This is a genomic window from Mesorhizobium sp. 2RAF45, from assembly GCF_052115225.1.
In the GTDB taxonomy this organism is placed as follows: Bacteria; Pseudomonadota; Alphaproteobacteria; order Rhizobiales; family Rhizobiaceae; genus Mesorhizobium; species Mesorhizobium jarvisii.
Genome location: NZ_JBFRGG010000005.1, coordinates 371,671 through 398,241, shown reverse-complemented (window position 1 = coordinate 398,241; position 26,571 = coordinate 371,671). Strand labels below are relative to the sequence as shown.

The window sequence follows — 26,571 nt, the reverse complement described above, 5'->3', positions numbered from 1 at the left end:
CCCATGCCGAGATAGTCGTTGGAGCACCAGACGGTGATTTCCTCGGCGCGGCCGTTGGAGCGCCAGATGGCGCGCGGAAATTTGCCCGCGATGCGCTCGAGGTCGGCGAAGACACGATAGCGACGCTCGGCGTGGAGCTGGTCGATCGCATCTTCGAAGAACCGCTGATAGTTCATGATGAACTCCTGTTCGGGATGCCTTGGCCGGCGGCGGCAGGCCTTATCCTCAGGGTCACCATACTTGGTTTGCGAGCCTTGACTTTGAGCCACATCAATTCGCAACTCCAACTCGATTAAAGCGATAGAGCGGAAGTCATCGAGTGTTTGCTGGGTCTTGAAAGGCGGCATTCCTCCACAATCCACCCGCCCGCCCAAACGGAGACGCAGGCTGACTTTCCTGGCAGGGCCGCGTCCGCGTTGGTCTGGTCGGGGCGGACTTTTATGCTCCATCTAAAATTCGGCTAAAGGTAGCCGGCTTGGTCCGAAATCACTTGCAAAACTGATTCAAATCAAAGCGCGCGGCGGCGTCTCGATTCACGATGATCGGATGTGGAATCCAATAGCAAGCGCCCCGTTTGGCCGAAGCCTCGAACTAGCCGTTCTAGACGAGGATGGCCTGCACGCGCTTGTTTTTCCTTGCGAAAAGGGCCGAGAAGGATGGGTGGATGTCGCTAAGCGCGTTCGTGTCGACATCAGGCCGACCCACTGGCGAGACTGGAATCCAAAAGAGCGGCGTGCGAGCTTGCTGCGAGACCTGTCCTGACGGTTGCCTCAAAGCGTAGCGGTGTCAGGAATCAAATATCGCCTTAGTGTCTGGGTTCGGCGATCAACGCCATGCGCACCAAGTGTGAGAGACTGCCCGCACCCATCTTGCTCATGACATTGGCACGATGGATTTCAACCGTGCGCGGGCTGATCCCGAGATCGTAAGCAATCGTCTTGTTCGGCAGACCGGAGACGAGCCCGTCGAGCACCTGGCGCTCACGTTCCGAAAGAGTGGCAAGATTCTTCCGGATCTCAGTTGATTGCGGGTGTGCCGCGATGGGATGGCTGCGGTGGTTCAGGGCCGAACGCAGCGAATCGATGAGAATCTGGTCGTCGAACGGCTTTTCGATGAAGTCGGCGGCGCCTTCCTTCATCGCCTGGACGGCAAGCGCGACATCGGCGTGCCCCGTCATCACAATCACCGGCACGCTCAACCCGCGGGATTTCAGTTGCCGCAGGAACTCGATGCCATCGATACCGGGCATGCGCACATCGGTGACAATGCAGCCCTCGACTTCCTTCGGTTCTGTCGCCAAAAACGCGGTCGCCGACTCATAGAGGCGCACGGCAAAGTCGGCCGTCGCGAGAAGAAAGCCTAACGATTTGCGGACATCGACATCATCGTCGACCACATGCACGACATCACTGGCCACTATCGACCTCTTCCTTTTCTACTGCGCGCAGAGTGAAGCGGAAGGCGGTTCCGCCACCAGGCATCGACTCAGCCCAGATATGACCGCCGTGCGACTCGACGATAGTGCGACAAATAGACAGTCCGACGCCCATCCCCTGCTTCTTCGTGGTGACGAAGGGCTGGAAGAGTTGGGCCGAAACCTCCGGCGCCAATCCCGGCCCGGTATCGATCACACCAACCTCTGCCATCCCGTCATGCCGGGCCCTGGTAGTGACACGCAGCTCGCGGCGCGCCGCGCCCTGCATGGCCTCGACGGCGTTCCTCATAAGGTTCAGCAACACCTGCTCAATCTGAATTCGATCGGTCAGGACGAGTTCGGCCGCCGGGTCGAGATCGTAGGTGACACGCACATCTGCCTCCCTCGCACCGACCAGAGCGAGGGATGAGGCGTCCTCGATAAGGGCTGGCAGGCGTTCGACCTGGCGCTCGCTTTCTCCTCTGGCAACGAAGTCCCTGAGACGACGAATGACGTCGCCGGCGCGCAAGGCCTGCTCCGCTGCTTTTTCGACAGCCTCTCGCAACATGGTCGCGTTCTCGTCGTTGCTTTTCTCGAGCAGGCGGCGACTGCCTTTGAGGTAATTGGTGATGGCTGTCAGCGGCTGGTTGATCTCATGCGCCAATGTCGAGGCCATTTCCCCCAGCGCGGTGAACCTTGCCATGTGGAGCAGCTCCTGCTGCTGTTCCTGCATCCTCGCTTCCGTTCTATGGCGCTCGGTCAGGTCGCGACAGAAGCCCGTGAAGAAACGGCCCGTTCCCGGATGCATTTCGCCCACGGCTAGTTCCATTGGAAAGGTCGAGCCGTCCTTGCGCATCCCAGTCACAGTGCGTCCAAGTCCTATGATGCGGCGTTCGCCGGTGGAGAGGTATCTGTGCAGATAGCCGTCGTGCTCCTCCCGATAGGGGGCGGGCATCAGCAAACTGACATTTCGACCGATGACTTCGCTGGATTTGTAGCCGAACAGCGTTTCGGCAGCCGTGCTGAAGGACTGCATCAGCCCCTGTTCGTCGATTACGACCATGGCATCGGGCACGGTCGCCAGGATTGAACGCAGGTGATCCTCACGCAGCTGCAGCGCGGCGTTAGCGAAGGACAGCTCGCTGACGTCCGTGCCTTGAACGAATATCGCCGTGATCCGGCCGTCTTTTGCTCTAATGGGCTGATAGACGAAGTCGAGGATGCGTTCTTCCGCAACGCCCGTTTCGACGTTGCGATAGACGACCTTGACGCTTCGGCCCACATAGGGTTCGCCGGTCTCGTAGACGCGATCCAGCAATTCGAAGAAACCTTGGCCCTCGAGATCGGGAAAGGCTTCGCGCATCGATCTGCCAATGACTTTTCGCTGGCCAACCATTCGCTTGTAGGCGGCATTCGCCAGCTCGAATACGTGCCCGGGCTCTCTGAGCAACGTCATGAAACCTGGTGCCTGCTCGAACATCGATGCAAGCAAATCATGTTCCGGCAAATCGTCACCTCGCGGCAAGCCGCTTGGCGGGGCGGCCGCTTCGGCGATGATTTCCGCGGAAGCTGGGTTCTTCTGGGTCACGTTCATTCTGCATCAGGAGGAACACTGGCGATCGCTGGTTTAGCATCCATGCAGGCATTCGCAAACATGGAGCTGCCGGAGTTTGATTAGCGTCAAGGTCATGCACCTCGCGGAATGGCACTCATCAACCAATCATCATCTCCTGAAGGTGCCGCATGTCCTACAAAACGATTGTCGTCAACTTGGCCGTCGATGCCGATCCCGCGCCAATCGTGAAGCTTGCGGGAGAATTGGCGCACCACTTCGATGCTCACCTCGTCGGTTTCGCTGCCGCGGACGTTCCGCCTTTGGTGACCACGGGTGAAGGCCTAGTCTACGAAGGCGAGGTCATGCAGGTCAAACGGCAGGAGATCGAGAAGCGCCTTGCCGAACTGCGCGACATTTTCGAAAGCCGCGTCCCGCACTCCATCAGCAGCGAATGGAAACAATATATTTGCGGTCCGACTCGCGCTCTCGGGCTGGTAGCCCGTTCAGCTGACCTGATCGTGACAGCCGATGGCGGCGAGGATGTCTTCCGCGCCCTCGATATAGGAAGCCTAGTGCTCGGGGCCGGTCGCCCCGTGCTGGTCGCGGCTGGCTATGCCGAACACCTGATAGGGAAAACCGTACTGGTCGCTTGGAAGGACAGCCGGGAGGCACGAAGAGCCTTGTCCGATGCCTTGCCGCTCCTCGCCAAGGCTGAAGAAGTTGTCGTCGCCACAATGGAAGCCGCCTCGGAAACGGATGTTCGAGACAGCCTCGCCGACGTCGCGGTGTTTCTGGAACAGCATGGCATCTTGGCGCGGACCGAAGTGATCGCCGGTGCCGCGGATGGCGAGGGGCTCATTGCGTTTGCTCGCTCGGTGGGCGCCGACCTGATCGTTTGCGGGGCCTACGGCCACAGCCGGCTCAGGGAATGGGCCTTTGGCGGCATCACACGCTCTCTGATTGGCGAGAGCGGCATCAGCCGCCTTTTTTCGAATTGACTGCACGACCATGGTGACCACAACGGCAGATAGCCCGGATCGGCTGGACGGCGGTCCAGGTGAGGAGCGACCGATCAGCCGCTTTTCCGGCCATGTCGAGGCTGCATACTGGTCGCTCGCCACCGATGAGCTTGTCGGCCGGCTGGAAACCTCAACTTCCGGCTTGTTAAGCGTTGATGCTGCTATCCGGCTGGCCAAATTCGGTCGCAATGCACTGGCGCCTCGGGCCGGCGGATCGGCGCTAAGCGTATTCGCGCGGCAGTTTCGCAGCCCGTTGGTCCTGATCCTGGTCTTTGCCGCCGCCGTTTCGGCGTTCGTGGGGGAGGGGCATGAAGCTGCAATCATCGGCGTGATTGTGCTTGCCAGCTGCGCCCTCAGCTTCACTCAGGAATATGGGGCGTCTCGAGCGATGGAGGTGCTGCAGCAGCGCATCTCCCGCAAGTCGACCGTGCTGCGGGACAGCTTCGAACGCACCATCGATGTCGAGGAGATCGTTCCCGGCGACGTTGTCTGCCTGTCGGCTGGCAATCTCATCCCTGTCGACGGCGTCATCCTGGAGTCGCGGGATTTCAACGTCAGCGAATCCGTTCTGACCGGCGAGACTTTTCCCGTCGTGAAGTCCACCGGCCGCTCCGCACCCGAAGCCGGCATCGCGCAACGGACCAATGCCGTATTTACCGGCACCTCGGTTCGCAGCGGAACGGCAAAGGTGCTGGCAGTCGCCACGGGGGCGCGCACCGAATTCGCATCGATCGCCGAAGCATTGGAGCGACGGATACCTGAGACCGAATTTGCCCGCGGCATCAGGATGTTCGGATATCTGATGACCGAGATCATGCTTGTGATCGTCATCCTGGTGTTCTTTGCCAATGTGATGCTCAACCGGCCCTTCGTCGAATCCCTGTTGTTTTCACTGGCGCTGGCGGTTGGTCTGACGCCCGAACTGCTTCCGGCGATCATCAGCGTGACCTTGGCCCGGGGCGCCCGGACGATGGCCGCCGGCGGTGTCATCGTGCGACGTCTCGAGGCGATCGAGAATCTCGGCAGCATGGACCTGCTGTGCACCGACAAGACCGGGACGCTGACCGAGGGCGTCATTCACCTCGATGGATCGTTCGACGTGGAGGGCAATGCGTCGACCGACGTCCTGCTTTTCGCCCGGCTCAACGCTACTTTGCAGACGGGCTTGAAGAATCCTCTTGACGAGGCGATTGCGGGCGCACCGCATGGACAGGAGGATTTGTCCGGCTTCACCAAGATCGATGAGATCCCCTACGATTTTGTGCGCAAGCGCCTGTCGGTCGCCGTGCAGGACAGCAAGCGCGAACAGATACTTATCACCAAGGGAGCCGTACAGAACGTCCTCGATGCTTGCGGCTTCGTGCAAGGTTCGCATGGCTTGACGCCCCTGGGCGCGACGGAACGCAAGGCGATCGACGAACGATTCAGACGCTGGAGCGCGCAAGGCTATCGGGTTCTCGGCTTGGCGACCCGGCGATTTCAGAGCAAGGCGGGCGTCAGCCGTGACGACGAGACTGAAATGGCGTTCGCGGGGTTCCTGCTGTTTCTCGATCCGGCAAAGCAGGGGGTGCGGGAGACATTGTCGGCGCTTGCCGACCGAGGCATCGGCGTGAAGGTCATTTCCGGCGACAACCGCTATGTCGCGGCGCATCTGGCCGAGGCCGTGGGCCTGCGGGCCGACAGGATCATGACCGGCGAGGATCTATCGAAGCTGACGAAGAACGGGCTTCTGGCCGGCGTCCGCAATACCGATCTTTTCGTCGAGATCGACCCGAACCAGAAAGAGCGCATTGTCGAGGCATTGCGCCGGAGCGGCCATGTGGTCGGCTATCTGGGCGATGGCATAAACGACGCGCCAGCGCTTCATGAGGCAGACATCGGCATTTCAGTCGATACGGCTGTCGATGTGGCTCGCGAAGCCGCGGACATCATCCTGCTCAAGCGCGACCTGAGCGTGTTGGTGAGGGGCGTCGACGATGGCCGCAAGACCTTCGCCAACACTATGAAGTACATCTCCATCACGACCAGCGCCAATTTCGGCAATATGATCAGCATGGCCGCCGCCTCGCTTTACCTGCCGTTTCTGCCGCTGCTGGCCAAGCAGATCCTGCTGAACAATTTCCTCTCCGACATACCGGCCCTCGCGATTGCGGGTGACAATGTCGATGTTGATCAGGTGCGCCGTCCGCGTCACTGGGATATTCATTTCGTGAGACGTTTCATGGTGAGTTTCGGACTGGTGAGCTCGCTCTTCGACTTTGCAACCTTCGCGTTCCTGCTTCTGGCCGTTCATGCCACGGCAGCTACATTCCAGACCGCGTGGTTCGTGGAATCCGTGCTCACCGAGCTCGCTATCGTGCTCGTCGTGCGGACCCGCAGGAGACTCTGGCGCAGCCGTCCGAGCCTGTTGCTTGCTGGCCTGGCCGTCGGCGTCGGTGTTGTCGCCATCGCCATTCCTTTCGCCCCGTTCGCCGGCTGGTTCGGGTTCATGCCTCTGGCAACACCGGTACTGGCAGGGCTGCTAGCGATCACAGCGCTCTACGTGCTCGTATCCGAGCTTACAAAGAGCTGGCTTTTCGACCACGGCAGCCGAACCAAGCCCAGCCGAAAAACCGCGGCCTCAAATCCGCACCGGGCCGCGCCAATCCGCATCCCGGGCTGAGCCGAAGGATGCGGTTCGATGTGGACGGCCCGATGTCCTGAAGTGCGACGTCAACCGCCGACGGCGGCCTTGGTGACGTTCACGCCGAGGTCGTAGACCAGCTGCCCACCAAAATAGGCTGTTACCGTGACCAGGGCGGCGCCTGCGATTTCAATGGCGGGTATGGCCGGCCCCAGCGTTTTCAGCTCGCGATTGCGCACCCACAGTGCGAGGCGGAACAGACCCCAGCCCAGAAACGCCAGAGCGCTAACCTCGCCCAAGCCTTCGTGAATCTCCGCTATCTGGCTGCTGAACCCTGCCGCCTCGGCATGGTCGAGGGCGATGCCGCCAAAGAACCAGGTGCCGACGGCAAAAAATCCCGCGGCTGCCGCCGCAAAGCTGGAAATCGTACCCACACCAGTGCGCTTCGTAACGGCGTTGCGGTTCGCGAGCGCAGCGAGGTCGATGATCACGAGCGTGTACATCAGCACGATGGGAAAATGCACCAGAATGGGATGGATATGCTGAATTTCAGGCATTGCAAATATTCTCCAGGAAGGTTGAGGCTATTGGTCAGTCAGGCGTCTGATCGGTTGTTAGTCGTCGCTGTCGTCAAGTTCTTCGTCACCGCGCCCGGTGGACCTGTCGCCGCCACATTCGTCTTCGCCGACGCTTTTGACCGCCTTGGGACCGATGGCGCTCATCATGGGGATGGCCTCAAGGTCGATTGTCGGGGAAGACGTGGCGGGTGCGGTTGCGCATGATCCATGGTCGGATTCTGCGGCGACGGGTATGACAAAGGCGGCTAGACCTCCAAGAGCGACAATTAGGACAGGAAGATTGCGCATGGTTTCAGCTCCTTCTCTGCGCGACCACCATCGGGCGCGGCGGCCCTTGATAGAGACGTGTTCCTTGCTGCCGGCTGACGATGATTGACAGCGGTTTGACAGCTTCGGCATGCGACAGGCCTCTTCGATGAGAATCGTGTTGATGCGCCTGGCCGCTCTGGGGATCGCCGCACTTGTGCTGGCCACGCCGTTGGCCGCCGCCAGGGCGCACAATGACGACGATGAGGTCGCCGCCGGCGCCAGGACCGGATCGGCAGGGGGAAACGGGGTGACCCGCGGCAACGCTGTCTGCTCTGCCGCATTGGCGGCACCCTGCGTGTCGATCAGATCGTTGTCGGGAAGCTTGCCCGCTTGATCCCATGCATAAGCCCCGGACGAGGCGACCACGAAGGAGACAAGGCGATCTGTTTCTCAAGCGCTGTTCCAGTTTCGAGCTCGGCGCAATCGGCGCGAGAGCCGGCGGCGCCAATGTGCTGAAAGCTACTGCCCGCGTCACTTTTTGGGGAGCGCTGGCAATGGCATTGACCGCAGGCATTGGGGCAATATTCGGTACCGCCAGCTAGGTTTCTGGGCGAGAAGATCGGCCCGTCGGGCGAAGCAATTTCACGAAATGGATAGCCCTCCTTGATCGAGATCAACGTCGCGAGCCGCCTGGGATGGCAATGAATTGTCATCTGAGGAGTATGACGACATGAGCTTTCTGGAATATCTGATCGGGGTTGACGCCAGAACTGCCTTGATGGAACGGATGATGCAGAAGATGGGCGTCGACAGGCAGCTGAAAGTTGTGGCGGATCACGCAGCCGTCACCAGTCGTGCCGGTGACCGGTGCAGGTCTTGCGGCCATCAGGACGAATGTGCGGTCTGGCTCGACGAAACCGAGCATGCCGACCATCCGCCGGCCTATTGCCGCAACAGCGACCTGATCGCTCGATTGCAGTCCCTCCGCTGACCCCTTGGCGGCCCCGTCGGCTTGAACTCGAAGGACTTAAGGGATGACGCGCAAGCGATTGTCGGTGATCCTGGCGGGACTGCTCTTCCTGGGCGCTGCTTTCGGACTTGCCTTCTATGCGCTCGGCCAGCTGGCAGGAAAGCGCGAGCAAATAGCGGCCGACTGATGTCGAATAGCCTGTTTCTTCTGGAAGCCTTTCTGCTCTTTGTCGCTCCGGGGCCAACCAACGCTCTCCTGATGGCGGGCGCGGTCAAGCGCGAGCAGGCGACCAAACTACTGGCGGCACAGGCGTGCGGCTATGGAATGGCGGCGGGTTTCTGGCTTTTGTCGCGTCCCTTGATGCCGCCTGACGCCATTGAGATGCTCAAATTCGTCGCGGTTGGATGGCTTTCGATCCTGGGGCTGCGCCTGATAGCCAGCAATTCGATCGACGTATCGCAACGCCGCGATGGCCTGTCCGTGCTGGCAACCACCGTGCTCAATCCCAAGGCTTTCGTCTATTGCCTGGCGATGGTGCCGATGGATGCCGGTCCGGGTAATCTCGGCATCTTTTGGATGCTACTCGTAGGGACCACCGCGCTTACAGGATCGCTATGGGTTTTGCTGGGCAAGCGGCTTCGCGGAAGCAGGCGGATAGCCGACAAGGTCGCGGGCGCGGCGCTTTTTGGATTTGCCCTGCTGCTGCTTCGACCGTTGTTGATAGCGGCTGCGGTCTAACGTTACAGGAAGCGATAAGGCCGATGCACGCTCGTCAGGAGACGAGCACGACCGACAGCGGTCCGGCGTAGAAGAGCTTGTCGGTGACTTTCTTGACCCCGGCGACGTTCTCCGCGGCAACGATAGCGGCCTTTCGCTGGCGCTCGTCGAAAATGGCGCCATTCAGTTCGACCTCTCCTTTTTTGACGGTGACGCCGATGAGGTCGCCGCCGACACTCCAGGACTGCCCCTGCAACTCGGCAAGAATGTTCCTGCGTATGACCTCGTCGTCGACAGTCGCGGAGCCTGACCTGGGCAGAGTGCGAAGCAGGACACGCATCAGATCGGAGCGGCTGACGATGCCGACGATCTTCCCCGCGTCAAGGATAGGCACGTTCTTGATGTCGTGGGTCGCCATGAGGTCTACAATCTCGGCGAGCGAAGCGCCAGGCGCTGCCGAAACGACGCTGGTGCTCATAACCTCGGCCACTCGGCGGCTGCTCGACCGGACATACTCGTCGGCGAGCTTGCCAGGACCGACAAGAAATTCTAGCCAGCGAGGCCGCGCCCTTCTGATGCCAAGTTCGCTGCGGCGCAGGAAATCGCCCTCGCTAATGACGCCAGCCAGCGATCCATCGTCTCCCAGGACCGGCAGGCAGCGGATGTTCCTGGTCAGCATCAGATTGGCCGCTTCGGCGACTGAGGCAGAGGCGGTGATCGTGACCACCGGCGTCGTCATGATGTCCCGAACTTGCATAGAAATCTCCCGCTTTTGGTCAGCTTCTTTTTCGGATGCCGGAAGCGACGCTGCCTTGATCTACGTCAGTTTGTTCGGTGGCCTTCGCTGTTTTGCCGGTCAGGCTCGATCAGTATCCGCTCGGCAGCTCCGTCGAGATCCTCGTACTGGCCGCTGCGCAGAGCCCAGAGGAAGCCAGACAAGCCGAGCGCGCCCAGAAACAGGGCCACTGGTATGAGATGGACGTGAGTGGTCATGGACGAGCCGCGTGGATGACATCGGTGCGGCGTCGGGCCGTCACAGCTTCAGGCGCGGCTTCCGCCACTGTGTGAAGCCGCATCGCATTTGTAATAACGATCAGTGAAGAGCTGCAGCTCGATTGCGTTTTGGATCCAAGGCGGCTGCCGCCTTGGCCGGCATTTGCGATGGATCAAAGCTCGATCGTTCTTCGCCGGATAGATCGATGACGACCGGTCTTGACACCGAGCCGTCGTGAACCGGTGGCAGCGTCGATGCGTTGTGCCTCAGCCGGATCGGCTTAAACCATCGAAGGAGTCGGAAAATGACCGAGCGTCCCAGCGCCAATCGCTTGTCTACCCAGGAATTGCACGACATAGATGCCTACTGGCGCGCCGCCAACTATCTCACCATCGGGCAGATCTATCTGCTCGACAATCCGCTGCTGCGCGAGCCGCTTCGGCTGGAGCATGTCAAGCCGAGGCTGCTTGGCCATTGGGGAACGTCGCCGGGCCTCAGTTTCATCTATGCGCATTTGAACCGGGTAATCCGGCAACGCGACGCCAATGTCATCTATGTCTGCGGTCCCGGCCATGGCGGACCAGCGATGGTCGCCAACACCTATCTCGAAGGCGCTTACAGCGAGATCAATCCGGATATCGCACCGGGCGAGGCCGGAATGAAGAGGCTCTTCCGGCAGTTCTCGTTTCCCGGCGGCATCCCAAGCCATGCCGCGCCCGACGTGCCCGGCTCAATCCATGAAGGCGGCGAGCTAGGCTACGCGCTTTCGCATGCCTATGGCGCGGCCTTCGACAACCCGGATCTGATCGTCGCGTGCGTCGTCGGCGACGGCGAGGCGGAAACCGGGCCGCTCGCCGCCTCCTGGCACTCCAACAAGTTCCTAAACCCCGCGCTTGACGGCGCGGTGCTGCCGATCTTGCATCTCAACGGCTATAAGATCGCCAATCCCACCATTCTCGCCCGCATCCCCGAGGAAGAGCTGCGTGCGCTGTTCATCGGCTATGGCTACGAGCCACTGTTCGTCGAAGGCGACGACCCCGCCTTGATGCATGAGCGGATGGCCGTCGTGCTCGACGATGCGCTCGATCGCATCAAGGCGATTCAGGACGCGGCCCGCAGCGGCGCGAAGACCGCGCAGTCTCGGCCTAAATGGCCAATGATCGTGCTGCGAACCCCGAAGGGCTGGACCGGTCCCAAGGAGGTCGACGGACTGAAGACCGAGGGGTTCTGGCGCGCCCACCAGGTTCCGCTCTCCGGCCTCGCCGAAAACCCCGCGCATCTGAGGATGCTCGAGGAATGGATGAGAAGCTACAGGCCTGAAGAGCTTTTCGATGCTGCCGGCGCGCCTGTGGCTGCGATCCGCGCCACCGCGCCGGAAGGAAACAGGCGCATGAGCGCCAACCCGCATGCCAATGGCGGCCTGCTGCGCCGGTCCCTGGACCTGCCCAGCCTGCATGAGCATGCCGTCCTGGTCGAGCGGCCCGGGGGCATCAAGGCCGAGTCGACCCGCGTGATGGGCCGTTTCCTGCGCGACGTCATGGCGTTGAACCAAAGCGCAAGGAATTTCCGCATCGTCGGGCCCGACGAGACGGCTTCGAACCGGTTGCAGGACGTCTTCGAGGTGACGGAGCGCGCCTGGATGGAAGAGATACTTAGCGAGGATGTCCACCTGGCACGGGAAGGCAGGGTTCTGGAAATTCTATCCGAGCATACGTGTCAGGGTTGGCTGGAAGGCTACCTGCTTACCGGGCGTCACGGCTTCTTCTCCTGTTACGAGGCCTTCACGCACATTGTCGATTCCATGTTCAACCAGCATGCGAAATGGCTGGATGCCTGCCGCAAGCTCGCTTGGCGGCGCCCCATCGCTTCGCTGAACTATCTGTTGTCCAGCCATGTCTGGCAGCAGGAGCACAACGGTTTCAGCCATCAGGATCCGGGCTTCATCGACGTGGCGTTGAACAAGAAGGCGGATGTCGTGCGCGTCTATCTACCGGCGGATGCCAACAGCCTGCTTTGCGTGACCGACCACGTGCTGCAGACATGGAACCGCATCAACGTCATCGTCGCCGGCAAAGCCAATTCCTGGCAGTGGCTGTCCATCGAAGAGGCGAAAGTCCACTGCAACGCCGGCATCGGCATATGGGAGTGGGCCTCGACCGACGGTGCGGCCGAGCCGGATGTGGTGATGGCCTGCGCCGGCGACGTGCCGACGCTAGAGATGCTGGCCGCAGTTCAGATCCTGAAGCACTACATTCCCGATCTCAAGGTCCGTGTGGTGAACATTGTCGACCTGATGACGCTGCAGCCGAAGGAACATCATCCGCACGGGCTGTCGGATCGCGAGTTCGATGCGTTGTTCACCAGGGATAAGCCTGTCATCTTCGCCTATCACGGCTATCCATGGACCATCCATCGCCTTACCTACCGGCGGACCAATCACGACAACATCCACGTGCGCGGCTACAATGAGGAAGGGACGACGACGACGCCGTTCGACATGACGGTGCTCAATGGGCTCGACCGCTATCATCTCGTGCTCGGCGTGCTCGACCGCATTCCCGGGCCGGCCAGCGCGCACATCCAACTGAAACAGGCCATGGAAGGCAAGCTGATCGAGCATGGAGCCTATATCCGCGAGCACGGGCAGGACATGCCCGAGATACTCGGTTGGAAATGGGAGGGGTAGTCGATGACGATGGGCCAGGCTGGCAGGATACGATCCGCAAAAGCGGCTGCGACCGCTCGGCAATGACCGATGCAATTCTCGTTCTCAATGGCGGCTCATCGAGCCTGAAGTTCGCCGCCTTTCAAGGGGGCGACGAACTTCATCTGCTGGTGCGCGGCAGCGTTTCGTCAATAGGCGAGCGGCCCCGACTCCACGTTGCGCCCACGGCAACGACGCCGCCCTTCGACAGGAGCCTGGGCGAACAGCCGATCTCCATCGGCAAGGCATTCGAGGCCGTCGCGTCCTATCTGGCGGACCGCGGTCTGTTGCAACGGGTGCGCAGGGTCGGGCATCGCATCGTTCATGGCGGTCGGGAGTTTACCCGCGCAACCTTAATCGACGAGCGCACACTCGATGCCCTGCGCAAGCTCAAGCCGCTCGCCCCAATTCATCAGGCGATAAACCTGGAACTCGTCGACCTGGCCAACCGCCTTCTGCCCGGCGCCATGCAAGTAGGCTGCTTCGACACCGCCTTTCACGCGATGCAGCCCGAGCTTGCAAGACTTTATGGCCTGCCGCATGAGCTGTCGCAGCAAGGCATCGTGTCCTACGGTTTCCATGGGCTCTCCTACAGCCACATCGCCAGCGAGCTCCACAACCGTTACGGCGCTGCCGCCGGCGGCCGAACGATCGTTGCCCATCTCGGCAGCGGAGCAAGCCTGTGCGCGATGACGGAGGGCGTAAGCCGCGCCACCACAATGGGTTTCTCAACCCTTGACGGCCTTGTCATGAGCACGCGTTGCGGAGCGATCGATCCCGGCGTCCTCCTGCATCTTCTGCAGGATCGGAAGCTGTCGCCTGATGAGCTGATGGCCTTGCTCTACGAGCGATCCGGCCTGCTGGGAGTATCCGGCATCTCCGGGAGCATGCAGACGCTGCTTGCGTCGAAAGACCCGGCGGCGATGCGTGCCGTCGATCTTTTCGTCTACCGTGTCGGGCGTGAGATCGGATCACTTGCCGCGGCGATAGGCGGGCTCGACACCCTCGTGTTCACTGCTGGCATCGGCGAGCATGCGCCCGTGATCCGGCAGAGAATCTGCGAAGCAGCCGGATGGCTGGGCGTCGCGCTCGACAAGGAGTTGAACGCCAACAGCGAAGAATTGGTCAGTGCCCCGGATTCCCTCGTCGACGTGCTTGTCATTCCAGCCGACGAGGAACGTGCGGTGGCCGCCAAGATAGAGCGCTTCGGCACCTCTGTGGGCGGTGGGCCGTTCTAGCCTGGCAACTTGGCGCCGAGCTTCCGCTGAACAAGGACGAGCGATGGGTCGTCGGAGTCCGTTGTGACGGTGAAGCCCATTTCACGCTCGAGTTCGATCGCTGCGCGATTTTCGCGGCTTTCGATCGACTCGATCGTCTCGATGCCATGGTCGTCGGCATAGCGCGCGACATAGCCGAGAAACTCCCAGCCGACGCCGAGATGCTTGCGATCCTCGCGAATGCAGATGGCGACTTCGCCACGCCGGTCGGCCGGATCGCTGGCAAGCGTTGCCACCGCGATCAGCATTCCGTCGGTCGAAAAGGCGAGAAAATTATGGGCGTGCGGATCGTCGGAGCGGGTCATCTCCACCAGCCGCTCATGCGAAACTTCCTTCAAGGCTCCGAGGAAGCGGAAGCGCAGGTCCTCCGGCGTCACATGGGTGAAGAACTCGGCAACGATCGGCTCATCGTCGGGGCGTGCACGACGCACTTCGAAGCGAAATCCGGTGTGGGTTGTAAGTGTGGTTTTCATTTTCCGCCCCTTTCAGGATTGACGCGCGGGATTGGCTTAAATGGCCTCATTCCCCCATTGCCAGCAGCGTATCGCGCTTGAGAATTTCGATGTTGCGCAGGCTGAGCAGGCGGATAACGCCTTTCTCCTTCAGGCGGGTGAAGACTCGCGAAACGGTTTCGATGGTGAGGCCGAGATAGTCGCCGATGTCGTTCCGCGACATTGGCAATTCCACCTGCCGCAACCCGCCCTGACGCTCCGACATTTCGACGAGGAATGCCGCGACGCGCTCAATGGCGTTCTGACGGCCAAGCACCAGGAGATGTTCCTGCGCCCGGGTCAGGCCCTTGAGCGCGAGAGGCAGCAGCTGGCGGGACATATCCGTGCCTGATGGAGCGCGGAAGGTCCGGACACCGGTTGCGTTGATCGCTTCGGCGAAGAAGTGGTGAGTGGCGTCGGCCTCGAACCCGAAGGTTTCTCCCGCCAGATGGAACGCGCTGATCTGCCTGCGGCCGTCGGCGAGCAGGCGGTAGATGCGGACCGCGCCGAATTCGACTTGGTAGAGGGCACCCGCCTTTTCGCCCTGGGCGTAGATCTCGGCGCCTGCCGAGAAGAAGCTCACCGGCTGCACGGTCGAGCCGTCAAAGATGGCGGCTGGGTTCTGCTGGGGGAGGTATGACGGCAGTTCGATCTTGGCGGAGGCGTACATGGCTGTGGTCCCGGTTGATCCGTGACAACAGCAATCGCGCAAAACCGGCAACGCCGAAATTCGGTTATGTCCCTACGGGAAACTACCTAGAGCCGAGCTCGAGAGCACCCGATCGATCCAGTTCTTGCCGTCCTAGTTGCGCTCTCTGTGCGATTGACCGCGATCAAGGCTGGCATGCCTTGGCAAGGCAACTATCGAGTCGGAACCAACCATCCAACCAAGGGAATTTGGTCATGACTTCCGACACCGTCGAAATCTGGGCTGGGATACTCGGCCTGGCCTATATTGCCGCCTTGGGCCTTTATTCGGAAATGCTTTCCGCCCGGAAGCGCAGTCGCGTTGCCGCGAGCTACGGCTTCGGTCGCCACACCAGGCCGCGCGCGTCGAGGAGCAAGCACTCGCGATAATACCGTTCCCCGTCGGACAGAGCGTTCAACTCCTCATTTCGAGGATACGTCATGAAGGCAATGGTATTGGAGAAGCCCGGTTCGCCGTTGAAGGCTATGGATCGCCCCGACCCTACGCCGCGACCGGGCGAAATAAGGCTCAGGGTCGAAGCCTGCGCCGTCTGCAGGACCGACCTGCATGTCGTTGACGGCGATCTGCCGCGGCCGAAGTTGCCGCTTGTGCCCGGCCACGAAATCGTCGGCATCGTGGACCTGGTTGGCGAGGGCGTGTCACAGTCTCGGCTTGGCCAGAGAGTAGGCGTTCCGTGGCTGGGACATACTTGCGGGCATTGCCCCTATTGTGTCGCCGGTGCCGAGAACCTTTGCGATCTGCCTTTTTTCACCGGCTACACACGTGATGGCGGCTTCGCCAGTCATGTCGTTGCCGACGAGCGTTTCGCCTTCGATCTCGACGCCACGGTGGATCCAGTGTCGCTAGCGCCACTCCTATGTGCAGGGCTGATCGGCTGGCGCTGTCTCAAGAAGGCGGGCGGCGGCAGGCGGCTAGGGATCTACGGCTTCGGCGCCGCCGCGCATATCATCACGCAAGTCGCGGTCTGGCAGGGACGTCAGATCTTCGCCTTCACGCGGTCCGGCGATGCTCAAGCACAGGAATTCGCGCGCTCGTTGGGCGCTGTCTGGGCAGGGTCGTCCGAGGAATTGCCCGCTGCCGAGCTCGACGCGGCGATCATTTTCGCCCCGGTCGGCGACCTGGTGCCAGCGGCTTTTCGGGCTGTGCGCAAAGGCGGCCGCGTGGTTTGCGGCGGTATCCATATGAGCGACATCCCGCCGATGCCTTACCGACTTCTCTGGGGAGAAAGAGAGTTGGCTACAGTCGCCAATCTTACTCGCCGTGACGCGGAGGAATTCTTCCCGATAGCGAAGCGCGCTCAGGTGCGCACGCACACAAAGGTCTATCCGCTGGAGCAGGCCAACCAGGCGCTGGAGGATTTGCGGATGGGCAGGCTGAGCGGCGCAGCGGTTCTGCGGCCATGATGCCTTGGATGAGTTGGCCGGCCAGTTTGACTTGGCGCAAGGACAGCACGCGACCGCGCAAGCAGGATAGGCTGGGAATGTAAATGCTTGTCCTGCCACCCGGATGGAGGATTGTCATGAAGACCATATTCAAGCTTGGACTTGTCGCAGCCATACTCATCACCTGCAATACCGGCGCCGTTCGAGCTGCTTCACTCGTCAAGGTCTCCCTTTGGGACAAAGCGCAAGTACTGAGATGCCAATCGGCCTCGTCTATGCGACGCCAGGACTGGACATGACAAAAGCCACCATGGGCATGAAGGTTTCGCCCGGTGCGGTGAAAGCCGGAAGGGTCACCTTCAAGGTGAAGAATGATTCCAAGGATACCGTTCACGAAATGATCGTGATGTTTCTCGCCGACCCGAAGAAGTCCCTTCCTTACATTGACGCCGAGAACCGGGTCGACGAAGATAAGGCAGGCGACAAGGGCGAGGTTTCGGAACTGGATCCCGGCAAGTCCGGATCATTTGACCGTTGATCTGAAAGCGGGAAAATACCTGCTCATCTGTAACGTGCCAGGCCACTACGGCGCCGGCATGTGGGCCGAATTTACAGTTAATCCATAGGCTGGTGGCTCTCGGCTGAAATCCGCGACCGCTTTAGCTTCGCAGCTTGGGTGAAATCGCCAGTTTCGCTCGAAATTTAGGGCACCCTGCCAAGAAGTGGCTCGGCATTTGTCAGCGTTGGCTTCGGCATTTGTCGGCCGGAGCCAGCACTCCCGATTGCTCTCGCGATTGTTACGGCCACCGACCTCAAAGCCCTCGCTCGCCGAGCAGACGCATTTGCCCGATCCACTTCGCCCGTTTCGCCTTGCTCGTGCTGGCGACCATGCCGAACAGCGTTTCCCTTACTGGCCTGATGCCGACAAAGTTGAGGATGCCGCGTCGCATGCCGGCAATCCCGTGGCTGAGGAACCAGATCCGGTAGACGGCCGCGGGCATTCCCATGGTCACGACCAGGCGGGCGGAGCGACCACGCAACAACGATTTGGCGAAACTCTCGCCTTTGGCTGGGTAGGCGAACGCCGTGCCTGGTCGCATCACCTGCTCGAGGAAAGCCTTCAGCATCGCCGGCACTATGCCCAGCCAAAGTGGGAAGACAAAGACGAAATGCTCCGCCCAGACGACCGCCTCGGCAGCTTCCTTGAGACTGTCGGGGATCGCTCCGTGCTCGAACTCCTGCATCGTCCGAAGGAGCGGAATGTCCAGCAAGGCCAGATCGATCCTGCGTACGATATGGCCCGCACGTTCAGCACCATCGGCGTAAGCAGAAGCCAGGGCCCGGCAGAGCCGCTCCGGTGATGGATCGGGGTGGCCGATGACAACGAGGATATGGCGAGGCACCATTTGGCTCCTACCAACCAAGAAACTGCTAGGGCCGTTCCACGCGGGCGACCTGGTAAGTGTGCATGGCTCCGTTGCGCCTTATCGAGACATACTCGCCGGTCACGAAGCATTCGTCGTCGAGGTGAAATCCGGCCTCGTCGTCACGGTCGCCCTCGGTATAGTCGAAAAACCATTGTCCGCCCGGCTTGCGGCGCAAGCGCCCGATAAGATCGTCTTCGCCGGCTCGGAAATGGCGGACGCGGCAGAGCGCCTGGTGTGCTTTCCATTCCTTGGCGTCCAGTCGTCCTTCGTCTGTGAGCGGTGCCAGCACATCATAGCCTTCCTCGCGGTCGCCTTCCGGGTGGCCTTTTTCGCGAGCAAGAAGCAGGCGGATATTTCTGAATTTGGGGGTGAGGTCGTGCAATGCGGTCATGGCAAACTCCTTCGAGGCCATTCCTATCGCAGCGTCCGAGCTGGGCCTTGATCAAGGTCAAATGGCCTGACTTCGCGAAAGGTTAGCTCGTGCCTGTCGGAATATGCTCGCGAACCCAGCCAACGATCTGGCTGGCGCTCATCGCGCCCGAGATTCGCGCTATTTCTTTCTGACGATGAAACAAGATCATCGTCGGGATGCCGCGAATACTCAGTCTCGCCGCGATAGCCTGCTCTTTGTCGGAATTCAGCTTGACCAGCCGAACGTGAGGCTCAAGGGCCTTGGCGGCGGCTTCATAGGCCGGCGCCATCATCTTGCAGGGACCGCACCAGGGAGCCCAGATGTCGACTAGCACGGGCAGACTGCCGCGCCCGACCTGGCGATCGAAGTTTGCCCCATCGATGTCCTGCGGCAATCCCGAAAATAGCAGCGCACCGCACTTTCCACATTTCGCGTCGGTGCCATTCCGGCCGCGCGGCACGCGGTTGACCACCCCGCATTTGGTGCAAACCACCAGATTCTCCTGCGACATGACCTTTCGGCGCTCCTATTTCCGACTGTGCCCTAAACGCCCCTCGCCAAGCGCACGCAGCGCATTGAGGATGACGGCGACGTCTATCCCCTCCTGAAGCAACGCGCCTGCCACTGGCGTCAGGTGCCCCATGGCGGCCGCGATCATCGCAGCGCCCGAAAGCGCCAGTCCCACAATGATGCTCTGCAGGGCGATACCGCGCGTGCGCATGGCGATCCGCAACGCCTGCGCAACCGGCTGCAGGCTATCGGTCAGCACGACAACATCGGCGGCTTCCGATGAGGCCGTACCGCCGCGAGCTCCCAGCGCCACACCAACGGTCGCCGCGGCAAGCGCAGGAGCGTCGTTGATGCCGTCACCGACCATCATCGTCGGCGCCGTCGCCTTCTCGACCTCGACCGTTTCGACCTTGTCCGCCGGCGTGGCATCGGCAAACACGGCGTCGAATTTGAGCGAAGCGGAAACTTTTTCGGCGGCCGCGCTGTCGTCGCCGGTGAGCATGACTATCCGCGTGACGCCTACCGCACGCAAAGCGCCAACCGTTTCGATAGCATCTTCGCGTATGGCGTCTCCGAATGTGAAGATACCGGCAAGTCGGCCATCCAAAGCCACGAACACCCTCAGCACTTGCGCGCTCCGGTGCCGTTTTTCAGCACTTTCCGCCCATCCTGGCAGCGGCCCGCCCCCAAGAACGAGTGGCCTCGACCCGGCGGCGACCGACATCCCGTTCACCAGACCCTTGAGGCCTTCTCCACGATGCTCGCGGACATCACAAGGTTGGGAAAGCGTTAGCTTTCTACGGCGGGCGATGCGGACGATCGAATCCGCAAGGACATGGTGGGAGGCCTGTTCGAGCGAGGCCAGCAGCCGCAGCACTTCATCGGCTTGCCGATCTGGAGCGACGTCGATCTCGATCAGCTCGGCGCCGCCGAGCGTCAAAGTTCCCGTCTTGTCGAAGATTGCGGTGCGTATCTGGGCGAGCGCCTCCAGCGCCGCGCTGCCTTTCATAAGAATGCCGGCGCGGGCAGCGCGCGATACGCCCCCGATGAACGCAACCGGCGCCGCGAGGATCAGCGGGCAAGGCGTGGCGACCACCAGAACCGCGAGCCCTCGGATCGGGTCACCCGAAAGTCGCCAGGCGATACCCGCGAGCAGGAGAGTGACCGGAAGCAGGAGCAGCGCGAAACGATCAGCGATGCGTATGAATGGCGCTTTGGCCGTTTGCGCTGCCGCGACCATGCGCACGATCGCGGCATAAGTGCTGTTGTCGGCGATGGCCGAGGCCCGCATGAAAAAGGCTTCGCCGGCATTGACTGTGCCGCTGCGCAATGCGTCGCCGGTGCCGCGACGCTCCGGCAGGGGCTCGCCGGTGACTGTCGATTCATCCAACACGGCCGAAGCGTCGATCAGGAATCCGTCGACCGGCAGCAACTCGCCGGCGCGCACCAGAAGCTCGTCGCCGACCGCTACTTGCTCGATCGGAACCGTCTCGGTGCCCTGTGCGCATTTACGATGCGCGACGCGCGGCGCCCTATCGGTCAGCGCTCTGAGATTACGTTCCGCCCTACCACGCGCGAAGTCTTCCAGCACCGTGCCACCGGCATACATGATGGCGACAACCACCGCTGCCAGAGCCTGCCCCAGCAGCAGAGCCGCCGACATCGAAACCAGCGCGATCGCGTCGACGCCGATCCGGCCGATCCAGAAATCCCGCAAGATGGAGATGGCGAGTACGACAACGACCGGCAGGGTCGCCACTGTCCAGATTGTGTCGGGCGAGAGGGGACCAGTACCGCTCCGCCACACGCCCAACCCAAGTGCCAGACCCGTTATGGCGATGAGCAGCAGCGCGCGCCGCAGTACGGACTCGTCCATGGCGTCAGCCATCAAAGTTCGCTGATCAATTCCTGCAGCGCCCGCCATGCGAAATGCGGATTGCAGGCGCCGAGGATCATGTAGGGCTTGAAGTCGACGCCCAGCTTGACCTTCATCGTGTGCTGGATATCGATCCTCGTCAGGATGCCGAAGCCCTTGCCAGCAAGCTTTTTGGTGACATGTTCGATCGCCGCGGCAAACGGCATGTCGAGGTTTTTGCTGAGATAGTAACGCATAGGAGCCTCCTTCGACGGAATACCTTCGCCCGCAGAGCAGCTTGGTCGCAGCGTCGCTTTAGCTAGCCGCAGGAGGCCGGTGCCGCTTTGATCCAGCGCAATGAATGCTCGCCGCCTTCGGTGAATGTGGCGGCAAGGAGTTTTCCGGGATGACGATCCGAAATCTTGAATACGCGATCTCACCGAAATCCGTCGTTGTCGTCGGTGCGACCGGGCGCGAAGGCTCCGTCGGTCGCATTGTCCTCGAGAACATCGTCGGCGGCGGCTTCGAGGGAGAGATTTGGCCGGTTAATCCCAAACACTCGCAGGTGGCCGGCCACCGTTGCTACGGTAGGGTTGCCGACCTGCCGGGCATTCCCGATTTGGCCGTGATCGTTACCCCTCCCGACACCGTCCCCGCTATCGTGCGTGTGTTGGGCGAAAAGGGGACGCGAGCTGCCGTCGTCATCACCGCGGGGCTCAATCACGCCAATGGTCTGCGCCAGGCGATGCTCGATGCGGCCAAGCCCTCGCTTATGCGCATCATTGGGCCGAACACCGTCGGGCTGATGGTCCCTCCAGCGAAGCTCAACGCCAGTTTCGCCCATATGGCGGCGAGGCCCGGGAACATTGCGCTGATCTCGCAATCCGGCGCGATCGTCACGTCGCTGATCGACTGGGCGGCCGAGAACAATGTCGGCTTTTCCCGGATCATTTCCCTCGGCGACATGGCGGACGTCGACGTCGGCGACTGCCTGGACATGCTGGCGGGCGATTTCCACACGCGCGCCATCGTGATGTATCTCGAAACGGTACCCAATCCGCGCAAGTTCATGTCGGCCGCGCGGGCGGCGGCGCGCCTCAAGCCGGTCATCGCAATCAAGCCTGGCCGGCACGAACAGGCGGCCAGGGCGGCGGCGACACACACAGGCGCGCTTTCGGGCGCGGACAGGGTGGTGGATGCCGCCTTGCGACGGGCAGGGGTGCTTCGTGTGGATGATCTCGCGGAGTTGCTCGATGCGGCCGAGACGGTCGCGCGCCACGCTCCCCTCGAGCGAGCACGCGTCGGCATCGTCACCAATGGCGGCGGGGCCGGCGTTCTTGCCGTCGACAAGCTCGTCGATCGTGGCGGCGAGTTGGCTGAACTTGCGCCTTCGACGATCACGCGGCTCGACCATCTGCTCCCGCCGACCTGGTCGCGTGCGAACCCGATCGACATTGTCGGGGACGCGGCGCCGGAGCGCTACGGGGCGGCGCTGGAGGCCTTGGCGGCGGATCCGGGAACGGACGTCGTCCTGGTGATGAACTGCCCCACCGGACTTGGTTCTTCGGCAGGCGCAGCCAGGAAGGTGGCCGAGCTCGGCGACGAGGGCGAGATCGGAGGAAAACCGCTTCTGGCGTGCTGGCTGGGCGAGCACACCGCGCGAGAGGGCCGGCGCGTCCTGACGGAAGCCGGTATCGCCTGCTTCGAGACGCCGGAGGACGCCGCGATCGCGGCGTCCTATCTCAGCAAATGGTCGCAGGCGCAGCGGGCGCTCCTGCGGACGCCCTCGAGCCAAGGTGATGACCGGGCCGACGGCAAGGCCGCCGCACATGCGATTTTCCGGCAGGTGGCCAGCGAAGGACGGCGCATGCTGACGGAGCCGGAAGCAAAAGCGGCGATAGCCGCCTACGGTATCGCCGTGCCTGAAACCATTGTCGCCGGCACCGTCGCGGAAGTGGCGCGGGCAGCCGGCGAGCTTCTCGAAAGCTCGGAAAGAGTGGTCGTCAAATTGCTGTCGAAGGTGGTTTCACACAAGTCCGATGTCGGCGGCGTGGTCCTCGACATCGCGACCGCCGAGAAGGCGGCGGAGGCCGCCCGGTCGATCGAGGCACGCTTGAGCGCGCAGGCGGCGGGGTCGAAGCCGGACGGCTACACCGTGCAAGCAATGGTCGCGCGCAAGCATGCGCAGGAACTCATTTTGGGCATGAGCGTGGATCCGATGTTCGGGCCGGTCATTCTGTTTGGCGCCGGCGGCACAGCTGTCGAGATTGTGAACGACACCGCGATCGCCCTGCCGCCGCTTGACGACGTGCTGGCCGCGGACGCGATCGACGCGACCAGAATAGGCCGCCTGCTTGCCGGCTATCGCGATCGCAGGCCAGCCGACCGAGCCGCGATTATCGCCGCGCTCAACGGTCTGTCGCAAATGATCGTCGACTTTCCCTGCCTGGTGTCCCTCGACATCAACCCACTGCTGGCGGACGCAGAGGGTGTGATTGCGCTCGACGCCCGCATCGAAATCGACCCGCGCCGGGTGGATGAAACGGCGCCAAATCCGGCTCTTGCGATCAGACCCTATCCGTCAGGATGGAGTCGCGATCTTCTCTCCGACGGCCTCTCCTTCCACATCCGGCCGATCATGCCGGCGGACGTAGCGCTCTATCCTGCGTTCCTGGCCAAGATTTCACCCGATGATCTGCGGCTACGGTTCCTGTCACTCCGGAAGAACTTTCCGGATCAGATGTTGAAGCGGCTCACCCAGCTGGATTATGATCGCGACATCGCCTTCGTCGCGCTGGAAAAGGACACGGGAGCGCTGGCCGCAATCGGCCGGCTTTCCTGCGACCCCGATCACAGGACCGGCGAATATGCCTTGCTCGTTCGGTCGGATCTTCAGGGCCATGGCCTCGGATGGGACTTGCTGAAACAGCTCATCGACTATGCGAAGGCTGACGGCATCGGTCGTATCGAAGGCACAATCCTCAACGAAAATTGCAAGATGCTCACAATGTGCCGGGAGTTCGGCTTCTCGATTGCGCACCATGCCAGCGAGCCGGGCCTGTCTGTAGCGAGGCTGGAGGTCAGCTAAGCGACGGCAGTTTCTATCTCATCCTGTCTTTCTGAAGCTGACCGCGGTTGAAGCCGTGCCTTCCATCAAGGCCACCATCTCGGCGGTGATTTCGGCCACCTTGCGGTCCGCCTCGATCTTGCGCCAGGTCAAAGCACCGGCGTCGCGCTGCAATTGCCGTGACAGGATGTCGACCGTGGCATCCGACGGGCCGCCCTTGCGCTCGCCGACCCGGCGCCAAAGCACGGACGGATCGGCGGCCAGCCAAAATCCTGCAAACGGGACATTCGCCTCGTTCGCGGCGCGTTCGACCTTGTCGCGATCCTTCCGTTTGTCGAATACCGCATCGGCGACGACGGAGCCGCCTTCGGCAAGGATCAGTCCCGAACGCCAGGCGATCTGGCGATAGACGCGTTCAGAGACGCCGGGCCGGTAGGCCTTGTCCGGCAGTCTTGTTTCAGCGGGCACGCCATGCATTGCCTTGCGGATGCGGTCGCTCTCGACGATCCGGGCGCCAGGCGGCGCGCCGATCCGCGGTGCAAGCGCCTCGGCTATCGTCGTCTTGCCCGAGCCGCTCAGACCACCGATCGCGATGAGCCGAGGCGGCGTTTCGGCAAGCAGGACTTGCGCAAGCTGGAAATAGGATCGCGCGTCGGCGACCAGCTTTGTTGAGTCCTGGCTGCCCTCCTCGACCTGTGTCGCGGTCACGTGAGCACGCACCGCCGCCCGCACCGCCATGAAGAAGGGCAGCAGGACGAAGCCGTCCTCGTCGTCGGCGTCGTCGAGATAGCGATTCATCACCAGATTGGCGAACTCCGGAAAACCGCGATGCCACAGGTCCATCAGCAGGAATGCGAGATCGTAAAGGACATCAACGGTGGCGATCTGATCGTTGAACTCGATGCAATCGAAGAGGCGAGGCTCGCCATCGAAGACGCAAATGTTGCGCAGATGCAGGTCGCCATGGCAGCGACGGACCCGGCCTGTCGCCTCGCGCCGGTCAAGCAGAGCGGCATGGCGGGCGAGGGCGGCGCGAAACGCCGCGTTGAGCGTTTCAATCTCCGTTTCATCGAACACGCGGCTTGTCGCAAATCCGGCTGAATTGATTGCCAGCACGCCGCCGATGTTCGCCGATCCGCCGGCAGCATGGATCACGTCGGCACTGCGGTGGTATCGCGCAATCATGCGCGCCACATTCGTCATCAGCGCGGGGGTGAACGTCCCTGCGGCGGCCATGCGATCGAGGAGGTTCGACTGATCGAAGCGAACCATCTCGATAACGGCATCAACCAGTTCGCCCGATCCATCCAAGGCAAGCTGGTCTCCCGCGCGTGTGATGCGGTGGACACCGAGATAGAGACCGGGAGCCGTTCTGGAGTTCAACTCCACTTCCTTTTCGCACGCTGCGACCCGCAATTCCGGCGTCGAAAAATCGACATAAGGCAGCTTGACCGCGCGCTTCATCTTGAATGCGCGTTGGCCGACAAGGAATATCCGGGAGATGTGGGTTTCGATCGTCTCGACGGGACCAGCGTCGCCATAGGTGGCGGGGTCCTTCAGCATGTCGACCACGGTGTCTTGGTTCTGAACGATCATCGCCTGTCGCCTTGACTTTGGTTGCCTTATCCTTCGAGTCGCCAGCTCCGCGTGCCGGGCTAGCGCTGGAGCGTCTTGACGTAACCGGCGAGGTTTTGAATCCGTTCCGTGGTCACGGCCTCCCCACCGTAGGGACCGTATTTCTTCACGTCGTCAGGCAGGAACTGATTGCCCCAGACCGGCATGTCGCGCTCGCCATGCTCCGGAACGAGGCCGCGGCCGTCGATTGTCGCGTAGACCCGCCAGTAGGGGAACTCCCCGCCATTGCGCCTCGTGAGCGTGGTCAAATTCGCAGGGCGCTTCCGCAACAATTCAGCCATCGGTCCGTCACCCCTGCCGTCCACGCCGTGGCAAACGGCGCAGGAATTCAGATATTCCTGCTCTCCGTTGCTGATCTGCTGTGCCGCCGCGGCGCTCAGCGTCAACGCGAAGAAACCCATCGTCGTCCGGAATCTCATTTGATCCGCCTCCAGCCTTTGGGTCAGGCTAAGGCGTTCCGCGCGCGCAGACGTTGATCGGGATCAATCTCGAGTAGGCCTTGCCGTGTTGCTATTGGTCATTCCTCGTCTAACTGGCCCGATGGCTGGGCGCTGCGCCCGGATCGAAGATCCGCAGAAACGATGGCTTTACCTCGCGGCTCGTGCCGGACACAGCCTCCCTTACGTTCTCGTCATCACGTTACCATTGAGCGGGTGGTACGCCGCCTCCCGGCTGGCGAGAAACGGGCGCGATCCAAAAGTATCTGCGCCTTCAGGATAACTGGGCTGAAGCCTTTCGATCTTTCGGCTGAGAATTGCGCTTGATTGACAGTGGCGAGGTCCAGCTTGGCCGCCGCTGTCCCGCCGCAAGTGAGGGCAAGTGCCGCAGCCGCGACGAGAAGGAGCCTGACCATCGATGCACTCCACCAGAACCAGTTCGTACGACGCAGCAAGGCCGATATGGTTCACCGGCCCCACTCTAGGACCTGCTCCGCAAAACCCCGCAAGCCAGCGAGCGCCGCCTCGCCAGCTGGCAATTTGCAG

Annotated in this window: 26 protein-coding genes and 2 pseudogenes; 12 read left to right on the top strand and 16 right to left on the bottom strand. The window is 61.7% G+C overall.

Annotated elements, in window-relative coordinates:
- The 3 genes and pseudogenes from AB4Z43_RS17600 to AB4Z43_RS17590 all read right to left on the bottom strand — a co-directional run.
- Window positions 1–347, bottom strand: a pseudogene (locus AB4Z43_RS17600) (hypothetical protein); the annotation flags it as partial.
- 458 nt (window positions 348–805) lie between these two features.
- Window positions 806–1,420, bottom strand: a complete 615-nt coding sequence (gene fixJ / locus AB4Z43_RS17595) for a response regulator FixJ (RefSeq protein ID WP_081296227.1) — start codon at window positions 1,418–1,420, stop codon at window positions 806–808.
- Window positions 1,407–2,894, bottom strand: a complete 1,488-nt coding sequence (locus AB4Z43_RS17590; protein WP_276315526.1) for a PAS domain-containing sensor histidine kinase — start codon at window positions 2,892–2,894, stop codon at window positions 1,407–1,409. Before AB4Z43_RS17590 ends, fixJ begins: the two co-directional genes overlap by 14 nt.
- 263 nt (window positions 2,895–3,157) lie before the next feature.
- Between AB4Z43_RS17590 and AB4Z43_RS17585 the strand changes: the two genes are divergently transcribed.
- Window positions 3,158–3,967: a universal stress protein gene (locus tag AB4Z43_RS17585; protein ID WP_441938612.1), complete on the top strand. Its 810-nt coding sequence runs from the start codon at window positions 3,158–3,160 to the stop codon at window positions 3,965–3,967.
- A 10-nt stretch (window positions 3,968–3,977) separates the two neighbouring features.
- Window positions 3,978–6,650: a magnesium-translocating P-type ATPase gene (gene mgtA, locus AB4Z43_RS17580; protein WP_441938611.1), complete on the top strand. Its 2,673-nt coding sequence runs from the start codon at window positions 3,978–3,980 to the stop codon at window positions 6,648–6,650.
- Between the two features lie 50 nt (window positions 6,651–6,700).
- Here the strand turns inward: mgtA and AB4Z43_RS17575 are convergent, their stop codons facing one another.
- Together AB4Z43_RS17575 and AB4Z43_RS17570 are read right to left on the bottom strand one after the other, a co-directional pair.
- Entirely contained in the window at window positions 6,701–7,168 is a 468-nt protein-coding gene (locus AB4Z43_RS17575) for a DUF2231 domain-containing protein (RefSeq protein ID WP_069092806.1), read from the bottom strand.
- A 57-nt stretch (window positions 7,169–7,225) separates the two neighbouring features.
- Window positions 7,226–7,864: a hypothetical protein gene (locus AB4Z43_RS17570; protein WP_441938610.1), complete on the bottom strand. Its 639-nt coding sequence runs from the start codon at window positions 7,862–7,864 to the stop codon at window positions 7,226–7,228.
- A 47-nt stretch (window positions 7,865–7,911) separates the two neighbouring features.
- On the opposite strand from AB4Z43_RS17570, the pseudogene AB4Z43_RS17565 reads away from it, so the two are divergent.
- The 4 genes and pseudogenes from AB4Z43_RS17565 to AB4Z43_RS17550 all read left to right on the top strand — a co-directional run.
- Window positions 7,912–8,040: pseudogene (locus tag AB4Z43_RS17565) on the top strand (VIT1/CCC1 transporter family protein); the annotation flags it as partial.
- Between the two features lie 128 nt (window positions 8,041–8,168).
- Window positions 8,169–8,429 carry a DUF6455 family protein gene (locus AB4Z43_RS17560; protein WP_019859843.1) on the top strand — a complete coding sequence of 87 codons (261 nt, stop codon included), beginning with the start codon at window positions 8,169–8,171 and terminating at the stop codon, window positions 8,427–8,429.
- 43 nt (window positions 8,430–8,472) lie between these two features.
- A complete protein-coding gene (locus AB4Z43_RS17555) occupies window positions 8,473–8,595 on the top strand; it encodes a hypothetical protein (protein ID WP_441938609.1) in 123 nt (40 codons plus the stop codon).
- 71 nt (window positions 8,596–8,666) lie between these two features.
- Window positions 8,667–9,146: a hypothetical protein gene (locus AB4Z43_RS17550; RefSeq protein WP_244748394.1), complete on the top strand. Its 480-nt coding sequence runs from the start codon at window positions 8,667–8,669 to the stop codon at window positions 9,144–9,146.
- Window positions 9,147–9,180: 34 nt separating this feature from the next.
- Here AB4Z43_RS17550 and AB4Z43_RS17545 read toward each other — a convergent pair whose 3' ends face one another.
- Window positions 9,181–9,882: a CBS domain-containing protein gene (locus AB4Z43_RS17545; RefSeq protein ID WP_019859840.1), complete on the bottom strand. Its 702-nt coding sequence runs from the start codon at window positions 9,880–9,882 to the stop codon at window positions 9,181–9,183.
- Window positions 9,883–9,947: 65 nt separating this feature from the next.
- Entirely contained in the window at window positions 9,948–10,118 is a 171-nt protein-coding gene (gene ccoS, locus AB4Z43_RS17540) for a cbb3-type cytochrome oxidase assembly protein CcoS (protein ID WP_202362006.1), read from the bottom strand.
- A gap of 305 nt (window positions 10,119–10,423) precedes the next feature.
- Here ccoS and AB4Z43_RS17535 point away from each other — a divergent pair, with 305 nt between their 5' ends.
- The gene (locus AB4Z43_RS17535) at window positions 10,424–12,805 is read left to right on the top strand and encodes a phosphoketolase family protein (RefSeq protein ID WP_441938608.1); all 2,382 of its coding nucleotides are present in this window, start codon (window positions 10,424–10,426) and stop codon (window positions 12,803–12,805) included.
- A 62-nt stretch (window positions 12,806–12,867) separates the two neighbouring features.
- Window positions 12,868–14,061, top strand: a complete 1,194-nt coding sequence (locus tag AB4Z43_RS17530; RefSeq protein ID WP_441938607.1) for an acetate/propionate family kinase — start codon at window positions 12,868–12,870, stop codon at window positions 14,059–14,061.
- On the opposite strand, the gene AB4Z43_RS17525 is transcribed toward AB4Z43_RS17530, so the two are convergent.
- Window positions 14,058–14,573, bottom strand: coding sequence for a GNAT family N-acetyltransferase (locus tag AB4Z43_RS17525; protein ID WP_441938606.1), 516 nt, complete (start codon window positions 14,571–14,573; stop codon window positions 14,058–14,060). The two genes, AB4Z43_RS17530 and AB4Z43_RS17525, sit on opposite strands and share 4 nt — an antisense overlap.
- Window positions 14,574–14,619: 46 nt before the next feature.
- Window positions 14,620–15,261 (bottom strand): helix-turn-helix domain-containing protein, encoded by a 642-nt coding sequence (locus tag AB4Z43_RS17520; protein ID WP_038648659.1) that lies wholly within the window; start codon window positions 15,259–15,261, stop codon window positions 14,620–14,622.
- Between the two features lie 458 nt (window positions 15,262–15,719).
- Between AB4Z43_RS17520 and AB4Z43_RS17515 the strand changes: the two genes are divergently transcribed.
- The 3 genes from AB4Z43_RS17515 to AB4Z43_RS17505 all read left to right on the top strand — a co-directional run bounded on the left by AB4Z43_RS17515 (window position 15,720) and on the right by AB4Z43_RS17505 (window position 17,308).
- Complete coding sequence (locus AB4Z43_RS17515; protein WP_441938605.1) at window positions 15,720–16,703, top strand: zinc-dependent alcohol dehydrogenase family protein; 984 nt, start codon at window positions 15,720–15,722, stop codon at window positions 16,701–16,703.
- A 274-nt stretch (window positions 16,704–16,977) separates the two neighbouring features.
- Complete coding sequence (locus AB4Z43_RS17510) at window positions 16,978–17,220, top strand: hypothetical protein (RefSeq protein WP_441938603.1); 243 nt, start codon at window positions 16,978–16,980, stop codon at window positions 17,218–17,220.
- Window positions 17,210–17,308 (top strand): sulfocyanin-like copper-binding protein, encoded by a 99-nt coding sequence (locus AB4Z43_RS17505; protein WP_223217890.1) that lies wholly within the window; start codon window positions 17,210–17,212, stop codon window positions 17,306–17,308. Before AB4Z43_RS17510 ends, AB4Z43_RS17505 begins: the two co-directional genes overlap by 11 nt.
- 186 nt (window positions 17,309–17,494) lie before the next feature.
- On the opposite strand, the gene AB4Z43_RS17500 is transcribed toward AB4Z43_RS17505, so the two are convergent.
- The 5 genes from AB4Z43_RS17500 to AB4Z43_RS17480 form a co-directional block, all read right to left on the bottom strand.
- Window positions 17,495–18,088, bottom strand: a complete 594-nt coding sequence (locus tag AB4Z43_RS17500) for an NAD(P)H-dependent oxidoreductase (RefSeq protein WP_441938601.1) — start codon at window positions 18,086–18,088, stop codon at window positions 17,495–17,497.
- 25 nt (window positions 18,089–18,113) lie between these two features.
- Window positions 18,114–18,500, bottom strand: a complete 387-nt coding sequence (locus AB4Z43_RS17495; protein WP_441938599.1) for a hypothetical protein — start codon at window positions 18,498–18,500, stop codon at window positions 18,114–18,116.
- Window positions 18,501–18,582: 82 nt separating this feature from the next.
- Window positions 18,583–19,032 carry a thioredoxin TrxC gene (trxC, locus tag AB4Z43_RS17490; RefSeq protein WP_019859825.1) on the bottom strand — a complete coding sequence of 150 codons (450 nt, stop codon included), beginning with the start codon at window positions 19,030–19,032 and terminating at the stop codon, window positions 18,583–18,585.
- A gap of 15 nt (window positions 19,033–19,047) precedes the next feature.
- Window positions 19,048–20,907 carry a heavy metal translocating P-type ATPase gene (locus AB4Z43_RS17485; RefSeq protein WP_038653120.1) on the bottom strand — a complete coding sequence of 620 codons (1,860 nt, stop codon included), beginning with the start codon at window positions 20,905–20,907 and terminating at the stop codon, window positions 19,048–19,050.
- An 11-nt stretch (window positions 20,908–20,918) separates the two neighbouring features.
- Window positions 20,919–21,143 carry a DUF302 domain-containing protein gene (locus tag AB4Z43_RS17480; protein WP_441938596.1) on the bottom strand — a complete coding sequence of 75 codons (225 nt, stop codon included), beginning with the start codon at window positions 21,141–21,143 and terminating at the stop codon, window positions 20,919–20,921.
- Between the two features lie 149 nt (window positions 21,144–21,292).
- Here AB4Z43_RS17480 and AB4Z43_RS17475 point away from each other — a divergent pair, with 149 nt between their 5' ends.
- Window positions 21,293–23,974, top strand: a complete 2,682-nt coding sequence (locus AB4Z43_RS17475; RefSeq protein WP_441938594.1) for a bifunctional acetate--CoA ligase family protein/GNAT family N-acetyltransferase — start codon at window positions 21,293–21,295, stop codon at window positions 23,972–23,974.
- A gap of 18 nt (window positions 23,975–23,992) precedes the next feature.
- Here AB4Z43_RS17475 and AB4Z43_RS17470 read toward each other — a convergent pair whose 3' ends face one another.
- Together AB4Z43_RS17470 and AB4Z43_RS17465 are read right to left on the bottom strand one after the other, a co-directional pair.
- The gene (locus AB4Z43_RS17470; protein WP_441938592.1) at window positions 23,993–25,549 is read right to left on the bottom strand and encodes an AAA family ATPase; all 1,557 of its coding nucleotides are present in this window, start codon (window positions 25,547–25,549) and stop codon (window positions 23,993–23,995) included.
- 59 nt (window positions 25,550–25,608) lie between these two features.
- A complete protein-coding gene (locus AB4Z43_RS17465) occupies window positions 25,609–26,007 on the bottom strand; it encodes a c-type cytochrome (protein WP_051726851.1) in 399 nt (132 codons plus the stop codon).
- Between the last annotated feature and the right edge of the window lie 564 nt (window positions 26,008–26,571).

What these genes read in the sequence shown, in the direction of transcription:
- AB4Z43_RS17590 (WP_276315526.1), bottom strand. Translation starts at nt 2,894, where the DNA reads ATGTTCGAGCAGGCACCAGGTTTCATGACGTTGCTCAGAGAGCCCGGG.
- AB4Z43_RS17585 (WP_441938612.1), top strand. Translation starts at nt 3,158, where the DNA reads ATGTCCTACAAAACGATTGTCGTCAACTTGGCCGTCGATGCCGATCCC.
- mgtA (WP_441938611.1), top strand. Translation starts at nt 3,978, where the DNA reads ATGGTGACCACAACGGCAGATAGCCCGGATCGGCTGGACGGCGGTCCA.
- AB4Z43_RS17575 (WP_069092806.1), bottom strand. Translation starts at nt 7,168, where the DNA reads ATGCCTGAAATTCAGCATATCCATCCCATTCTGGTGCATTTTCCCATC.
- AB4Z43_RS17560 (WP_019859843.1), top strand. Translation starts at nt 8,169, where the DNA reads ATGAGCTTTCTGGAATATCTGATCGGGGTTGACGCCAGAACTGCCTTG.
- AB4Z43_RS17555 (WP_441938609.1), top strand. Translation starts at nt 8,473, where the DNA reads ATGACGCGCAAGCGATTGTCGGTGATCCTGGCGGGACTGCTCTTCCTG.
- AB4Z43_RS17550 (WP_244748394.1), top strand. Translation starts at nt 8,667, where the DNA reads ATGGCGGGCGCGGTCAAGCGCGAGCAGGCGACCAAACTACTGGCGGCA.
- AB4Z43_RS17545 (WP_019859840.1), bottom strand. Translation starts at nt 9,882, where the DNA reads ATGCAAGTTCGGGACATCATGACGACGCCGGTGGTCACGATCACCGCC.
- ccoS (WP_202362006.1), bottom strand. Translation starts at nt 10,118, where the DNA reads ATGACCACTCACGTCCATCTCATACCAGTGGCCCTGTTTCTGGGCGCG.
- AB4Z43_RS17535 (WP_441938608.1), top strand. Translation starts at nt 10,424, where the DNA reads ATGACCGAGCGTCCCAGCGCCAATCGCTTGTCTACCCAGGAATTGCAC.
- AB4Z43_RS17530 (WP_441938607.1), top strand. Translation starts at nt 12,868, where the DNA reads ATGACCGATGCAATTCTCGTTCTCAATGGCGGCTCATCGAGCCTGAAG.
- AB4Z43_RS17525 (WP_441938606.1), bottom strand. Translation starts at nt 14,573, where the DNA reads ATGAAAACCACACTTACAACCCACACCGGATTTCGCTTCGAAGTGCGT.
- AB4Z43_RS17520 (WP_038648659.1), bottom strand. Translation starts at nt 15,261, where the DNA reads ATGTACGCCTCCGCCAAGATCGAACTGCCGTCATACCTCCCCCAGCAG.
- AB4Z43_RS17515 (WP_441938605.1), top strand. Translation starts at nt 15,720, where the DNA reads ATGAAGGCAATGGTATTGGAGAAGCCCGGTTCGCCGTTGAAGGCTATG.
- AB4Z43_RS17510 (WP_441938603.1), top strand. Translation starts at nt 16,978, where the DNA reads ATGACAAAAGCCACCATGGGCATGAAGGTTTCGCCCGGTGCGGTGAAA.
- AB4Z43_RS17500 (WP_441938601.1), bottom strand. Translation starts at nt 18,088, where the DNA reads ATGGTGCCTCGCCATATCCTCGTTGTCATCGGCCACCCCGATCCATCA.
- AB4Z43_RS17495 (WP_441938599.1), bottom strand. Translation starts at nt 18,500, where the DNA reads ATGACCGCATTGCACGACCTCACCCCCAAATTCAGAAATATCCGCCTG.
- trxC (WP_019859825.1), bottom strand. Translation starts at nt 19,032, where the DNA reads ATGTCGCAGGAGAATCTGGTGGTTTGCACCAAATGCGGGGTGGTCAAC.
- AB4Z43_RS17485 (WP_038653120.1), bottom strand. Translation starts at nt 20,907, where the DNA reads ATGGACGAGTCCGTACTGCGGCGCGCGCTGCTGCTCATCGCCATAACG.
- AB4Z43_RS17480 (WP_441938596.1), bottom strand. Translation starts at nt 21,143, where the DNA reads ATGCGTTACTATCTCAGCAAAAACCTCGACATGCCGTTTGCCGCGGCG.
- AB4Z43_RS17475 (WP_441938594.1), top strand. Translation starts at nt 21,293, where the DNA reads ATGACGATCCGAAATCTTGAATACGCGATCTCACCGAAATCCGTCGTT.
- AB4Z43_RS17470 (WP_441938592.1), bottom strand. Translation starts at nt 25,549, where the DNA reads ATGATCGTTCAGAACCAAGACACCGTGGTCGACATGCTGAAGGACCCC.
- AB4Z43_RS17465 (WP_051726851.1), bottom strand. Translation starts at nt 26,007, where the DNA reads ATGAGATTCCGGACGACGATGGGTTTCTTCGCGTTGACGCTGAGCGCC.